This is a genomic window from Treponema sp. UBA785 (assembly GCF_002297065.1).
Classification (GTDB): Bacteria; Spirochaetota; Spirochaetia; order Treponematales; family Treponemataceae; genus Treponema_D.
In genome coordinates this window covers 1-15,497 of record NZ_DBJD01000041.1, presented here as the reverse complement: position 1 = coordinate 15,497, position 15,497 = coordinate 1, and the positions used below count along the sequence as shown (strand labels likewise).

The 15,497-nt window shown below is 37.6% G+C and carries 11 protein-coding genes and 1 tRNA gene; 3 read left to right on the top strand and 9 right to left on the bottom strand.

The genetic code is table 11. The features are described 5' to 3' along the window. Positions 1 to 2: 2 nt before the first annotated feature. From B2X33_RS03200 to B2X33_RS03175, 6 genes are all read right to left on the bottom strand, one after another. The gene (locus B2X33_RS03200; protein ID WP_296667611.1) at positions 3 to 1,259 is read right to left on the bottom strand and encodes an HD family phosphohydrolase; all 1,257 of its coding nucleotides are present in this window, start codon (positions 1,257 to 1,259) and stop codon (positions 3 to 5) included. 70 nt (positions 1,260 to 1,329) lie between these two features. Beyond that, on the bottom strand, positions 1,330 to 2,166 hold the full coding sequence (locus tag B2X33_RS03195; RefSeq protein WP_296667607.1) for an SAM-dependent methyltransferase: 837 nt from the start codon (positions 2,164 to 2,166) through the stop codon (positions 1,330 to 1,332). A 2-nt stretch (positions 2,167 to 2,168) separates the two neighbouring features. Beyond that, complete coding sequence (locus tag B2X33_RS03190) at positions 2,169 to 3,338, bottom strand: glycoside hydrolase family 3 N-terminal domain-containing protein (protein ID WP_296667605.1); 1,170 nt, start codon at positions 3,336 to 3,338, stop codon at positions 2,169 to 2,171. 128 nt (positions 3,339 to 3,466) lie between these two features. Next, positions 3,467 to 5,506, bottom strand: a complete 2,040-nt coding sequence (locus tag B2X33_RS03185) for a methyl-accepting chemotaxis protein (protein ID WP_296667604.1) — start codon at positions 5,504 to 5,506, stop codon at positions 3,467 to 3,469. Between the two features lie 236 nt (positions 5,507 to 5,742). Beyond that, positions 5,743 to 7,413 carry a 2-isopropylmalate synthase gene (gene leuA / locus B2X33_RS03180; RefSeq protein ID WP_296667603.1) on the bottom strand — a complete coding sequence of 557 codons (1,671 nt, stop codon included), beginning with the start codon at positions 7,411 to 7,413 and terminating at the stop codon, positions 5,743 to 5,745. A gap of 201 nt (positions 7,414 to 7,614) precedes the next feature. After that, entirely contained in the window at positions 7,615 to 9,789 is a 2,175-nt protein-coding gene (locus B2X33_RS03175; protein WP_296667600.1) for a DUF4954 family protein, read from the bottom strand. A gap of 208 nt (positions 9,790 to 9,997) precedes the next feature. Between B2X33_RS03175 and B2X33_RS03170 the strand changes: the two genes are divergently transcribed. Next, a complete protein-coding gene (locus B2X33_RS03170; protein WP_296667598.1) occupies positions 9,998 to 12,727 on the top strand; it encodes an insulinase family protein in 2,730 nt (909 codons plus the stop codon). 3 nt (positions 12,728 to 12,730) lie between these two features. Here B2X33_RS03170 and B2X33_RS03165 read toward each other — a convergent pair whose 3' ends face one another. Then, entirely contained in the window at positions 12,731 to 13,339 is a 609-nt protein-coding gene (locus B2X33_RS03165; protein ID WP_296667596.1) for a 5-formyltetrahydrofolate cyclo-ligase, read from the bottom strand. A 47-nt stretch (positions 13,340 to 13,386) separates the two neighbouring features. Here B2X33_RS03165 and B2X33_RS03160 point away from each other — a divergent pair, with 47 nt between their 5' ends. Both B2X33_RS03160 and B2X33_RS03155 read left to right on the top strand, forming a co-directional pair. Continuing rightward, positions 13,387 to 13,872: a DUF456 domain-containing protein gene (locus B2X33_RS03160; RefSeq protein ID WP_296667595.1), complete on the top strand. Its 486-nt coding sequence runs from the start codon at positions 13,387 to 13,389 to the stop codon at positions 13,870 to 13,872. Between the two features lie 94 nt (positions 13,873 to 13,966). After that, positions 13,967 to 14,039 (top strand) — tRNA-Asn (locus B2X33_RS03155). Between the two features lie 332 nt (positions 14,040 to 14,371). Here the strand turns inward: B2X33_RS03155 and B2X33_RS03150 are convergent. Further along, complete coding sequence (locus tag B2X33_RS03150; protein WP_296667593.1) at positions 14,372 to 15,052, bottom strand: energy-coupling factor transporter transmembrane component T family protein; 681 nt, start codon at positions 15,050 to 15,052, stop codon at positions 14,372 to 14,374. A 4-nt stretch (positions 15,053 to 15,056) separates the two neighbouring features. Beyond that, positions 15,057 to 15,497, bottom strand: a 441-nt coding sequence (locus tag B2X33_RS03145; RefSeq protein WP_296667590.1) for an ATP-binding cassette domain-containing protein, incomplete at its 5' end; no start/stop codon positions are given.

The following is a 15,497-nucleotide window of genomic DNA, read 5'->3' as shown; positions in this document are numbered from 1 at the left end:
TATCAGTCAATATCCTCAGCAGAACCATTTGTTTCAAACGCAGAATTGATTGCAATAATACGATCTTTTATCTGCAAAAAAGCCATTACCAATGATGGATCAAACTGAGTTCCGGAAAGTTTTTCGATTTCAAAAAAAGAATCTTCCAAAGACCATGCGCTTTTATAAGCACGTTTATGGCTTAGAGCGTCAAAAACATCGGCAATCGAAACAATTCTCGCGGCAAGAGGAATTTCTTCGCCTTTTAAGGGTTTTGCCTGAGGAATAGCCATTCCAGGCTCATATTTTGAAAAATCAAAATCTCCAGGATAACCTTTATCCTGCCCGTCCCACCATTCATGGTGTCTCAAGGCAACATCTCGGCACATTTCTTCGAGGGCGGATTCAGGCTCATTAAAAATCAAGGCTCCAGCGCAAGTATGACCTTTCATAATATTACGTTCGTCGCAAGTTAACCGCGGCGTTATTTTTTTGAGAATTGCGTCCTGAACGGCAACTTTTCCAAAATCATGGCATTTTGCGGCAATCTTTAAATTATCACGGTATTTTTGCTGTTCAAGGAATGGAACATTATTATTCACTGCCCAGCGGTCATAAATTTCAATCGAAAACGAAGAAACCCTTTCGACATGCTTAAAAGTTTCTTTCGGATCTCGAAACTGTGCCATAAGTTGAAGTGATTTTATCATATTTCCGATAAGACGGGCATGTTCAAGAGCCTGAACCGCACTTGCCGCAAAATGCGTAATATAAAGTTCAGCATCAGAGTCAAAAGGAATTACATTTCCATTTTCATTCTGAGCATTTATAATCTGGAGAACTCCAAGAATTTTTCCGCTGGCAATTTTTAAAGGAATACAAAACATTGAAGTTGAACGATATCCAGTTTCTTCGTCAGTCGCTTTGTTGAACGAAAATGGCAAATCTTCAGAAAGATTATAAGCATCGGCAATATTTACAGATTTTCCGGAAACCACGCAGTAACCGGCAATTGATTTTTTTGAAATAGGAAAGGAAAAAGAAACATAAGGAATTTTTGAGCCCGCAGGAACAGTTTTTAACTGGGTGTCATTTTGTGCATATTTTATTCTTAAATTATTTCCTTCAACTACATAAATCGAGCCGGCATCTGCATGAACAATTTTTCTTGCTTCCGTTAGAATTCTTTCCAGCAGAACATCCAAATCTTGAATTTCATTTAGCATTCGTTCCATCTCAATAATGCTCTGAAGTTTCTGTTCCTTTGTAGTTGAAGCCATCTCTTTCCTCTTAATTTTTAAAATAAACCTCTACCATTTTAGCACTTAAACTTAAATTCTTCCATTATTTTTATTCTATTATGCCAATTTTATGCAAAAGTGAAAAATAAAGAGGTCCTGCTCCATTGCAAGTGTCTGGCAAAACATGGCTTCCAAACTCTGTTTTTTCGCCTTCAGGCAAAGTCGCATTGCAAAAGCTGCTTACATCTGAAGAAATTTTAGGTTCACAAATTTCCACATCGTCAAATTTTTTTAACAGTTTTTTTATGATATTGTCATTTTCGTCCGGATTAAGTGCACAGGTTGAATAAACCATATATCCGTCCACATTGAGCATGCGCCATGCAGAAGACAAAAGCGACCACTGGGCAATTGCAAGAGTTTTAATTCTCGATGGCGACCAGTCTTTTAAATAATTCAAATCGCAAAGAACATGCCTTTCGGAAGAACATGGAGCGTCGAGCAAAATTCGGTCAAATCTGTTTGATTCTGCAAGGCAAAGTATAGCTCCATCTTTGCAAATTACATTGACACGTTTTTTTACATTTTCTGGAAGACAATTTTCCACAGAATGAAAAAGGCGGATTTTGCGCTCAGACGAACGTTCATTTGCCAAAAGCTCAGCATTTTTTTCCATGCAGCTTGCAAGGACAATTGTTTTTCCTCCAGGAGCGGCGCACATGTCCAAAACAGTCCTGGCATTTTTTAATGGAAGAGTTACTGCGGCGCGAACAGAAGCGCTGTCAAGAAAATAACTTTCGCTTCCGCCGGCATTAAATTCTGCAAGCTGATTTTTGCCGTAAAGAGACGGCTTCAACAAATTCCATCTTGAACCAAAAATTTCTGAATAATATGAATCAAAACCTTCGGCTCCAGAAAGTTTATTTTTTTTGTTTTTTTGTTTCATTCTTAAAAATCCGCGGCAACGACTTTAAAAGCTGGAATTTTCAGTTTTTTGCCGTCTGAATCAAAATCAAACTGCCTAAGTTCCAAAAGTCCGCCCTTAATTTTATATTCGATTATTTTTTGAACGCTTTTTTGAATTTTTTGATTAAACTCTTGAGATTCAGATGCTTTTTTGAGTAAAATTTTTGCAACAGAACCAAAACGTTTTTCGCTCAGCATAATTATATTAACACCGGCCTCAATCGCCCTAACCGCTGCATCTTCGCTCAAAAAACCATTGTCCGCCAAAGCGCCCATAAAAATATCATCGCTCAAAACAAGACCTTCAAACCCAAAATCTTCCCTCAAAACTTTTGTTACCCAAAATTCAGAAAGACAGGCAGGAATTGAAGAATCGCAATAAGAAAAGTCATCCTCAACGGTAACTCTGGCATGGCTCATAAGGACAGATGAAGACAAAGGAAGAAGTTTTTTAAACGGTTCAAGGAGTTCGTTTTTAAGCTCTTCTGAAGAAATTTTTATTTCAGGAAGACCTGTATGCGGATCGGTATTTGAATTTCCTGGAAAATGCTTTAAAACTGTCGCAATTTTTTGATTTTCAAAGGCATTTATCTCCAAAGGCGCATAAAAAAGAACTTTTTCAAGAGAACCAAAAGAGCGCGTATCCAAAAAATCGGAATTTTCCAAAGTTTCAACTTCAACAACAGGCGCAAGGTTCATATTAAAACCGAGTTCGGCCATTTGGCTAGCCTGATTTTCATAAATTTCGCGGGCTTTTACTTCATCGAAATTTTGAGAAATATATTTTTCTGAAGGAAAATTTCCGATAATTTTTCGGAGACGGTTGACTGAACCGCCTTCCTGATCAACCGCAATAAACGGAAGAACGTTGTTATTTTTTGAATAAAATGAATTTATAGAGTTTATAAACGAACGAACCTGCTCTTTAGAATCCGCAATATTGTAGCTAAAAAAAAGACAGCCGCCAGGAAGGAGAGGTTCGCCTTCGTTTTTTTTGCCATAAAGCGAACCTGTTTTTTCAACAGGAATATAATTTTTGTTTCCTTCTATATTGACCAAAAAAAGCTGAGAAATTCTTTCGCTTTCTGGCAACTTGTTTACAAACTGTTCAATTGCAGTTTTTTTTGAATTTTGAACTGCAATTTCGCGCAATCTTTGCTTTTCCGATTTTGAAGCACAGGATAAGATAAAAAAGGAAGTCAAAAACAGTGGAGAAAATTTGAAAAATTTTTCCACTGCTTTTTTTGTTTTTTTTAAGCTTGAATAAAAATTCATAACGATTAAACTTTAAATTTGAGAAGCATTTCGTCAATTGCAGACATTGCATCTTTTGTTTTTAAAGCAAGTTCGCTTACAATCTGAGTTGCCTGGCTAATTTGTTTTGAACCGGCAGCCATTTCGTCCATACTTCCCATAACAGTTGAAGAAATCTGAGTTACGGATTCCATATCATTGTTAATTTTTACAAAACCGTCAGAAAGCAATTTTGAACTGTCATCAACAAGAACAGATTCATCCTTCATATTTCCAAGCGCCTCCAAAATCTGAGAAGAACCGCTTGTCTGCTCTTCCATAGCATTTGAAATCTGAGAAACGAGAGGATCAACGACATTTACCTGATTGTCGATATTTTCAAAACTTGACTGAGAAAGGTCAGAAAGACGTCCGCCTTCACTAATCAAATCTGTTATATCTTTGATATTTTCTTCAATGGCCTTTGCCTGCGCGCTAGAATTTTCTGCGAGCTTTCGAATTTCGTCCGCAACAACTGCAAATCCTTTTCCAGCTTCTCCAGCGTGAGCAGATTCAATCATCGCATTCATTGCAAGGAGGTTTGTCTGGGAAGAAATTGACTTGATTGTGTTATTTGCATCGGCAAGAACAAGAGATTTTTCTTCAACCTGCTTAATAACATCAGAACATGCCTTAACATTTTCTGCACCTTCTTTAATAAGTCTTTCAAGATCTGAGAACGAAGAAGACATTTTTTCGGTAGAATCAGTTACAGAATGAATATTTCCAATCATCTGTTCAATTGCGGCAGAAGATTCTGTAATATCAGAAGTCTGAGCAACAATGTTTTCCTTAAGTTTATTCATAGAATTGCTTGAATTTTCGATAACACCTGAAACATTTTGAACAGCGTTTACCTGATTTGAAGACTGATTTTTTACAGATTCAATATTTGCCATAATTTCGGCAGTGGCGCTTGCAGTTTCCTGAGAACTTGTACCAAGTTCCTGAATAACCGCCTTAATATCGGCAGCACGCAAATGCAAATCCTTCATCAGCTGCTGAAGCAAAGCCATAAATTTGTTTACACCAGAAGACAAATCTTCAAATTCATCGCCACCACGTTCTGGAAGACGAACAGAAAGATCAGCTTCTCCGCTCGAAAGATCAATAATCGCTTTATTTGTCCTTTTTAACGGTTTGTAAACGAAAATCCAGATAAGAATCAAAGTTACAACCATAACAACAACTGTGTTTATGATATTCGCAGCAAGGACGATTCTTTTTATGCCGCTGATAGATTTATAAATTCCTGTAGCTTTCTGAGCAACAAGAAGCTTACAATCATCAAGTTCGGAAAATTCCCAGCAGTGCGCAACATAAGCCGTAGAATCTATATTGTATTCTCCAACCCAAGTATCATCATCTTCCATATCGGAAAGAACGTCGGCAGGAACATTTTGTCCGACAAGAGTTTTTAGCGTAGACGCGACAACCTTATTTTTGTAGATAACCGCAACATCGCAGCCAACTTTTTCAGGCATACGATCCAAAAATTCAGAATCACTCAAATTAGTTGTAATTTCTACAGCAGCGACAACTTCACCGTTAACATAAATCGGACGGCAAGAATCAGTTGTCAAAAGCGAGCCAGAAATCATTTTCAAGTTAGAAACAGCATTTCCTTCCAACGCAGCATGAACATCGTCATTTACAACCGCGCCCTGAGCATATTCCGGAGGCGAAATCAGATTTCCGTCAGTATCAAAAATGGCTATAAATTCCAAATCAAGCGACTCAAAAGCCATTTTTGAAACTTCACTGACAGCATCCGCCGCATTATTCGCAAGAATTCCAGAAAAAAAACTAGAAGCAAAATCTGCAACGCTGTCGCCATAAACCAGCTCTTCATTTATAAGGTCTTCGACAATAAACCTGTCGCTGGCAACACTTGCCTGCATATTCTGAAGAAGCCTTGACGAAACTATTTTTGTGAGTCCAAAAACAAGCATCATTGCCGAAATAGTCAAAACAAGAATAACAGGACAAACCAACTTAAAAAAAATTGAGCGAATACGAATTTTCATTTATATACCTTTGTTACGATTTTATCTAAATGCTATGCAAGTGTCAAAAAAAAGTTGATATATCAAAAAAGTTTTAATTTTTTGCAGGACGACACATTTCTTAAAAAAAATATCCGGCGTTTTGCCAGACATTTTTCTCAAAAACCGGCTGCTACAGGTTCGCTCACGCTCATTGCCGCGGCAGAACGTTTCATCGTTTTGCCGCGGCAACTAAAGCCTTTCGCATCCGGCGTAAGCTATTGGTTTAAGGCAGAAACAACAGCCGCAATTCCCGCTCTTCCAACGTTGCTTGATTTTCCTACACCCCAAACTTGTTTTCCGTTTTCTTCCATAATCTGAACATAAGCAATAGCCGAAGTATCAGAACCTTCGCCAACAGAATGTTCGTGGAAAGCAGCAATATTAAAGTTAGGAATTTTTGTTTCACGGAGGGCGGCAACAAAGGCATCGAGAGGCCCGTTTCCTTTTGCACCTATAGAAACTTGTTCTCCATTGCATTTTATTACGCCACGGACAGAAACAACTTCTTCCGAACCAGAGCTTCCAATCATTGTCGTTGCAAGATCAATAATTTCGAGACGAGATTTATTCTCAAGCCACTGCTTCTCAAAAAAGCGCAAAATTTCTTCAGGCTTAAGCTCACGCTGAGCTTTGTCGCTTTCCGCCTTTATCAAATTTCCAACTGCCGGCTGCATTGCCTTTGGAACAGCATAGCCAAAATTGTGCTCCAGAATAAAACTTGCGCCTCCCTTTCCGGACTGAGAATTGATTCTGATAATACCTTCGTATTTGCGGCCAATATCTTTCGGATCAATAAGAAGATACGGAACATCCCAAACTGCGTCTTTTGGCATTTTATCGCGGGCAGAAAGTCCTTTTGCAATAGCATCCTGATGTCCGCCAGAAAGCGCCGTGTATGCAAGACCGCCGGCATAAGGAGTACGGGGAGGAATATCCATTTTTGTAAATTCCTGATAAGAATCCGCAATTTCAGGCAAATCAGAAAAATCAAGCTTAGGATCAACGCCTTCTGCAAACATATTGAGGGCGACAGTCACAATGTCAAGGTTTCCAGTACGTTCACCGTTTCCAAAAAGACAACCTTCAACACGGTCAGCACCAGCCATAAGGGCAAGCTCGCACGAAGCAACTCCTGTTCCGCGGTCATTGTGGCAGTGTGTCGAAATTACAACATTTTCGCGGTCAGAAATATGCTCAGCAAAGTATTCAATTGAATCTGCATAAACATTCGCGGTATAGCACTCAACTGTAGTCGGCAGATTAAAGATGATTTTTTTGTCAGGACTTGTTCCCCATTCTTTTTTTACGGCTTCGCAGATTTCAACTGCATAGTCAAGTTCTGTCATTGAAAAACTTTCTGGAGAATATTCAAGGCGAATTTTATTTCGCTCTTCCTCCGGTAAATCTTTCATGCATTCTTTTATGCACTTTACACCGTCAACAGCAATTTTTATGATTTCTTCTTTTGATTTATTAAAAGTATATTTGCGCTGAGCCGGAGATGTCGAATTATAAATATGGAAGATAACATTCGGCGCACCTTTAATTGCTTCCATTGTGCGGCGGATTAAATGCTCACGGGCCTGGCACAAAACCTGAATCGAAACATCGTCAGGAATATGATTTTCTTCGATAAGACGGCGACAGAATTCAAATTCAGTATCGCTCGCAGACGGAAAACAAATTTCAATTTCCTTAAAGCCGATTTTTACAAGAAGGTCAAAATACGCCAGTTTTGTCTCAACTCCCATCGGGTCGATTAAAGCCTGATTTCCATCGCGCAAATCAACTGAACACCAAACAGGTGCTTTTGTAATGCGCTGATCCGGCCACTTTCTGTTCTTCAATGCCGGCTGAATAACCGGTCTGTACTTTGATGCGTTCATTTTTCCCCCTATAATCCGCAAAAATATTCATTGGATAAAAAAAAGACCCGGCGCCTAAAGCACCAGGTCTTCTAAATGCAAAAATAATATTCTACACTACCCGATTTGCTTAGGCCCTAACGAGAAAAGTTTCTAGCTGTAGAAGTAGTGATAAAGAATTCATATTTTTATTATGCAGTTTTACAAAAAAAATTGCAAGACTTAATCTATATTAAAGAGATTAAGCAAGGCTTCATTAAATCTTTGAGTTTTCTCTTTCATTTCTGTCAAAAATTCATTGTCTTCAATTTTTCCAAGAACTGCCGACATTTCCTCGTCATTGCGGAAAGTAATTTTTCTAAATTCATCGGTAAAGTCTTTCTCGCGGGACGAATGTGCCGCATTCATCATTTCGTTGCTCACCAAAACAACATCGCTGATAATATCGTTGAAAATTTCTGGAGTAAAGTTCCGCACTTTCATCGAATAAAGCCTTTCCAAAAGGTAAATTGCATAGTTTGTCCGGTAAATCAGATATTCTTTTTCGCATTTGTCGTAAAAATCGTGAACTTGCCGCCAGTTTTCAATTTTGTGAGATTTTATATTTTCAAAAAGCTCTTCAATTTTTTTCTGAGGAATTATCTGGCCTCCAACATTGAGCCATTGCGTATAAAGCGGAAACTGAGTCGTAATAACTTTTAATTCTTCGCGATCAATCTGAGTATTGTAAAGCGTGCAGTAGTCAACAAGAACAGAACAGGCAAAATACTTGACGATTTTTCGGTACATTTTATATGCGCGAATCGGCTTGTGAATTTCCGCTCCGTATTTTTTTTGAGCTTCAGGGTCGCACAATGTAACTTCAACGCCAGAATTTTGATGGAGAAAATCTTTTGTAACATTATAAAGCTCTTCCGGCGATTTTGCGCTTACGGCTTTTTCCAAACCTTTTTTTACAAGATATTCTCCAGTCAGCTCAATTATCCGGCTGAGCGCAGATACAACTTCCTGAATTGAATCCGGCGCAAGAGGATCTGTTTCGATGTGCTGAACTTTTACAAAACGTTTGTCGCGCTTAAAGAATTTTGACTTGTTGCGAGAAATTGCATACATATTGTACAAAAACCAGTATGCAGGAATAATCGTTATACATTTTTGGTTGCCGTTCGATGCAACAAGAGAAAAAGGATATTTTATGTTCAGTTCGTTCTGATAACTTCCCTTTGAAACAAGTGTAAAGCTTGCAAAACGGGAATTATGCTTAAAATCAGAACAAAGTCCCGGCCAAAAACCTCTTCCTGCAAACATTTCGCCGTCAGGAGAGCGAGAATTGTGGTTTGAGCCGATTGTAGCTCCAGAAGCAATGTTCGACTGACCGCAAATTGTAGAAGCAATAAGAAACGAAGAATTATGATGCTGCTCATGAAATGGAAAAATCAAATTGTTTAAAATTTCGCAGCAACTTACGGTAGAATTATCGCCCAAAACAGAATTCAAAAGCCTTGCTCCGTATTTTAACTGACAGTTTCTGCCGATTATAAACCTTACGGCAACCGCCTGATAAAATACTTTTGAACCAAATCCCAGAATTCCGTTTACAAGCTCAACGCCTTCACCAATCTGGCTCGGCTCATCTTCGCTCGAAAGAACAGTAATGTTTTTTAACTTGAGCGCGCCTTTTATATAGCAATGCGCGCCGATTTTTGCGTCTTTTATCAAAGTCGAATTTTTTATTACGGCATCATTTTCAACAATTCCAAAAGAGTCGAGTTCTTTTGACTGGCCATACTCGGTAAGTTCAACAAAACGCTTCTGCAATTCAGAATCTTCTCTATAGCGGCTCCAAATGTAGGCGTCGGCAGGAATCATGCCTTCAAAAGGCAAGACCGCCCTTCCGTCATTTTCGTTTCCAACTCCAATCCATACGCGGACTTTTTCAGATTCGCCGTTTTTTAAAATTCCATTGCCGAATTTTGAATGGTTTGTGCAGCTCATTTCCTGCACGTTAAAAATAATAGAGCGCGTACCGATTCTGTAATTTAAAAGATAGGCAACATTTCTTATTGCAACATCATCCTCCAAAACAACATTTTCCACATAAGAACTGTAAATTCCAGTTTCGAGAACGAGATCGTGAAATTTCAAGGTTGAAGGAACAAGCCTGCCCAAAATTAAAAAACCATGGATTTCTGAAGAACGGATTAAGCCCGCGTCAAACTCTCCGTCCCTTGCGGAAACAAAAATGTTCTGCCACAAACTGTCGCTGTTCGTATTTCCGTTTGCTTTTAAAACTGCAATTTCCTGCTCAGTCAAATGTCTTTTCGACTTTAAAATTTCAGCAAGATTTTCAGGAATTTTTGTTTCTGTTTTTTTTTCTTTTAATGTAATTACCGGCATTTTTCCGTCATCCTCTTCTCCGCAATAAAATGCTTCTAAAAACCGCAGTTTTTAGAAATTCGATGAATTTTAACTTTTTTATTCTACAGAAAATATCAAAAAAATAGAACTGTTCGGCTAAATCTTCTATAATTGAGCTATGAAATTTTCTTCAATTTTTTGCAATTCTTTCAAAACAAAAAAAAAATTTGCAGGAATTCTATTTTTTTTGAATGCAGTTTTTTTATTTTCATTTTCTCAAAACGACATAAAAACATTCACGCTCGAAAACGGTTTTAAAATCTTTTTTTTGGAAGACGAAGCGACTGCCACAGTCAGAATCGAACTGAACATAAAAGCCGGAACAAAAAGACAAAATCCACAAAATGCCGGATTTTTTTCGCTTTATGCAAACCTTTTGGGACTCGAAATTTCACCAGACTGTGTAAAAATCGAAAAGACAGCGGCTCCTGCCCAAACCGAAAAAATTTTCATTGACTTTGCAGAATATTTTAAGCCGAATTTTATCTCCGACAAAAAACTGAACGAAGAACTAAAAAAATCCCAGCTTTCTCTTAAGGAATTTGTTTCTTCAACAGAAGGATTTATAAACCAGGCAATCGACAGCAGAATTCTTTATGAAGAGCCGTGGAAAACCGAAAACGGAATTTTCCCACAAAATTTTAATTCACTTTCAATAAACGAAGCGCGCACAATTTTAACTCAAATTCAAGATGAATATTACAGTCCGCAAAACGCAATTCTCTACATAAGCGGCAACATAACAGAAAAGACAGCCCTTTCCCTGGCAAAAAAATATTTTGAAAAGCCAGTCCGCCGCTCACAAAATCATTTTTCCGAAGAAAAAAAATTTAAAATTCCGGAAAATCAAAAAATTCAGAAAAAATTTGTAATTACAGACGACCAGCTTTCGCCGGATTTGACGCAGATTGTCCTTCAATACACGGATTTTTTTCCAGAAGAAGCAGAATTGATGGCTGCCGTTTTTAACAAAAATAATTCGTCTTTTAAAAAATTGCTTTTAAAACAAAGAAATCTTGCAATCCGCTCTCCAGAATATATGGACGTTTCGTCCGTTCCGCAAAACAGCCGCGAAAAACTCATAATTCAGGCAATTTGCGAAAAAACAAAGGTTGGACCTGCGGTTCAGGGAGAACTTTTTTTAGAAATGTCGCGGGAAAAAGAGAGAATTTCCTCTCAAGAAGCAGAATCCGTTCTCCGGGAAATAAACAGTTCATTCGCAAAAATTTCTGACAACTCTACGCTTCTTATGAAAAATCTTGCAATTTTTAACCGGACAAGCGGCGGTCTGGCGGAAGATTTTTTTTCCAAAAACGACAAATTGAATTCGATTTCTGCCGAAAAACTCAACGAATCATACGAAAATTCAAAACCTTACGTTTTTATTCTTTGCAATACAAAAAATTACACAAAATATTCGGATGAATTTAAAAAATACGGTTACGAAAGAATTACCCAAAAAAACGGCGCATGGTATCTTTTGCCACAATACAAAAATTTTATAAATGGACAAAATTTGCAAAATAAAAAAGAAAAATCGCCGTCAGAAGAAGATTTTAACTTTTCTGCCAGACGATTTATTCAAAAAAGCAGGGAAGAATTCTCCCAATTCACCTTAAAAAACGGAATTCCAGTAACAATAAAAAGCTCTTCTTCAAAAAATACAGCGACCGTAATGCTTTCGATTGCCGGAGGAGAACTGCTTTTTGCAGAAAAAAATGCCGGACTTGCTTCTGTGCTGACAAATTCGCTTTCGGCAATGATTCAATGGCAAATGGACGAACTTTACAAAACCGGAAAACTAAATTCGCAGGCAAGCGTAAATGCCCGGACAAATTCAGAGGATTCCGTTTTGACGGTGAACTGCTCAGCAAAAGACATTAACACCTGCCTCGAAACAATGGCTTACTGCACGATTTTTGGCGACATCAGTCCGGCCCTTGCAGACGGAATCAGTTACGATCTGCGCGCACAATGGCGAATAAAAACAGGTTCTGCGGATTTTCAGCTTTTGTGCGAAGCCGTACGGACAATATACGAAAAACCAGTTTCCGCTCTTTACGAAGACACAAAAGACAAACCGGCCCAGATGGAATTTACAGAAATTCAAGCCGCATATCCAAAAATTTTGGACTGCACCAGATTTTCGATTATTTTGACTGGAGGAATTCATCAGACAAAAGAATTAAAAGCCTCGTTAAATTCAACTTTTGGAGAACTAAAAAGTCTTTCACAAACACAAAACATTCAGTTAAAGGTAAAAAAACTTCCGCTTCCAAAAAAAATAAAGAGAATTCCGCTCCGTCACCAGTTTTTTACGGACGTAAGCGCCGACAAGGCAGGACCTAGACCTGCGATTTTAATTCCGACGACAGATTTTTCTGACCCTCTTTTGTTTATGCTCGAAGCGCCAGACATCTCTTCGACCGACAATGCGATTTTTAACGCGCTTCTCTATTTTTTAAAAGACAGTCTTCAAAAAAAACTTGAAGAATTTGTGCAGGAAGTAAAAGTTTTTCCAGCAGATTCGGATTTGCCTTATGCACAAATCGTAATTACAAAAATCAAGCACTATCTTCAGACCGAAAAAATTTACGAGCAGACTATAAAAGAAATTTCTCAGGAACTCAAAAAAATAATAAATACTGACACACAAGGGGTTAAAGATTTAGAAAAAAATGATTTTTTAGCTAAGCTTGAAAATCTGTGGATTATAAATGAACTCGAAAAAACTTCAACAAATGAAGGAACGGCATTTTTAATTCAAAAAGGTCTTGCATCCGGCAATCCAGAGTTATATTTAGATCAATACGAAGCAGTAAACAAGGCAACGGCAGAAGATTACTATCTTGTTTTTAGTTCGTATCTGGAGAATTTTCCGCGGATGAGAATTTATTCTGCTGACACAAAAAAATAATTTTCAAGGCGTAAAAATTCTGTCCAAAAAAAAGTCAGTCTTTTCGACAGGAATATTTTCGACAATTTGCTCACAATAAGCAAACCCCGCGGTAAAAAGCGAGCAACCAGTTTTTAAAAGCCGGGGAAGATAAAGGTCGTAAAAGCCTTTTCCCTTTCCTAGCCTAGCTCCGTCTTTAGAAAAAGCAAGGCCAGGAACAACCATAAAAATTTTTTTGTCTCTTAGAGAAGAATCCGTAAAAACTTTTCTTAAGGTCAGTTTTGGCTCTAAAATTCCAAAGGCTCCGCTTTCGAGCTGATTTTGAAGAGAAAGTTTTGAATCTAAAAAATAAAAATCCATCAAATTTGAATCCGAAACAACGCGAGGAACACAGACAGTTTTTCCGTTTTTCCAGGCAATCTCGACAAGAAAACTGGGATCAATTTCAAATCCATAGGGAATATAAGAAAAAATTAAATCCGAATTTTTAAATTCTTCAGATAAAATGATTTTTTGAGCGGCGGAATTTCCAGCAGCCTGAATGTTTTTTAAATCAGAATATCTTTCTTTTAAAAGCTTCCGCATTTTTGAACGCAAAAGTTTTTTTTCTTCATAAACATTTTCATAGTTCATAACTTTCCTCAATTGTTTTCAGGCTGATTATATCATAAAATAAGATTATGGACTTAAACATTTTACTTTCAATTCTTGCGGGAATTTTTCTTTTGACAGGACTTGCTGGATGCGTAGTTCCAATTTTGCCTGGAGTTCCTCTTGCATGGGCAGGACTTTTTACAGCGCATTTTTGCACGCCTCCTAACATCTCTGTAACTGTTCTTACGATTACGGGAATTATCGCCTTAATTATAACGATTGCCGACTCGATTTTGCAGCCACTTCTTACAAAAAAATTTGGCGGAAGCAAAAAAGCTGTTTTGGGAGCGACAATAGGTCTTTTTCTTGCAATGTTTTTAGGACCGATTTTTATAATCATTGCACCATTTGCAGGAGCATTTATCGGCGAACTAATTCAAAATCCAGAAGACATTCCACACGCATTAAAAGCCGCAATTGGCTCGTTTATAGGATTTTTGCTCGGAACAGGAATTAAAATGCTGTGCGTAATAAGTTTTATTTGGATTTTTGTCTGGACGCTTATTAAATAACTTTTTACAAAAAAATAAAAAAAAATTGCATTTTATATATTGACACATTTTTATAATTTTTATATTATAAATTCACATTCAAGTGAATGAAACTGGTTCCTTAGCTCAGTCGGTAGAGCAACGGACTGTTAATCCGTGTGTCGCTGGTTCAAGCCCAGCAGGAGCCGTAAAAACTCAGTACATTGTACTGAGTTTTTTTTATTTTAAATCCAACGGGTGATTTTTTTAGAAAAATTTGGGAAACAAAAAAAACTTACGCCGGATGCATAGGCCAGAGCTGACGTTTAGCCAGTGAGCGAAAAGCGAAGCCGGAGCAGCCGGTTTTTAAGAAAAACTTTCCCAAACAAAAAAAATGTTTTTGCAAGAAAAAAATGACGTCCGAAAAATCAGGATGCTAATTTGTCTAAAATTATTTTAAAATAACCGATGTCTTCAATTGCGTTTATTGCCGCAAATATTTTTGCTAAAAATAAATTTTTGAGTTTAGCCCGGTAAAATTCTATCCGCGGATTAAAATTGCTTTTGCTGTGTCCATTGAATATTTTAATCCAAGGCTAAAAAGAACCGGAAGAAGCGCCAAATACATTTTTAAGCTTAATTTTCCGCCTCGTGCAAACCATGCCCTTTTTAACTGAGTCCACATTTTAAAAACTGCGGGAATAAAATTTATGAACATAGAAACTGTTGCGGCAAATTTTGATTCTTTTTTGCATGGAAGAATACGCCGGATAAAAAGTTCAATTTTTTCAATTCCTTCGCGAAGTTCAAGAGAAGTTGAAGTTTTGAACATAAGAGAAGCGCTCTGATTGCAGGCAAAGAATTTTACAACGACAGAAAATGTTTTTTCGTCATGAATGCAATTTTTGACTGCCTGAACAAAACTTTTTATAATTCCATATTCGGCAAAATTCAAATAAGTGTTGGAAAGAATATTTATAAGATATAAAAAAATTCCGTACCACAAGACAGGCGTTAAGTCGAAAACCTGTTCTTTTAGAGAAAAATGAAGGCATAAAAAAAGCAGGGCTTGGGCAAATACAAAAAAAACGGCAAATTTCCAGCTCAACGAAAAAATCGCAATGTTAAAAAGAGGAATAAAAAGTATTTTTATCCAGGAAGGCAGCTTGTGAAAAAAACTTTTTCCGGATTTGTAACTAAACGCGTAACAATTCTGATTCATTTTTTTACAGCCAGACTAAATCTTCCAATTTTGAATAAGCGTTGAGCGGGTTGCGTATATTCCACTGCTCAAGTTTTTGCAAAAGCCCTTCGCGCGCAGTTCCATCAAAAACTTTATCGCCTCGGAACAAAACCACAAACTTATCTGCTAAGCCAAGACATTTTTCAAGTTCGTGTGTCAAAATAATCACTGTTTTTTTCTGTTCGTGAAGACGTTTTATAAGAGCATTTACCTGCTTTACACCGCCATAATCGAGGTTTGCATAGGGCTCGTCAAAAATAATGACCGGAAGCTCCATTGCAAGCATGCAGGCAACAGCAAGCCGGCGTTTTTCTCCACCAGACAAAAATCTTGCAGGATAATCTGCTTTTTTTGTAAGGCCGACCTGCTCAAGAGAATTTTCTACAGCTTGCTCAACCTGGATTTTTGATTTTTTTTGATTTTT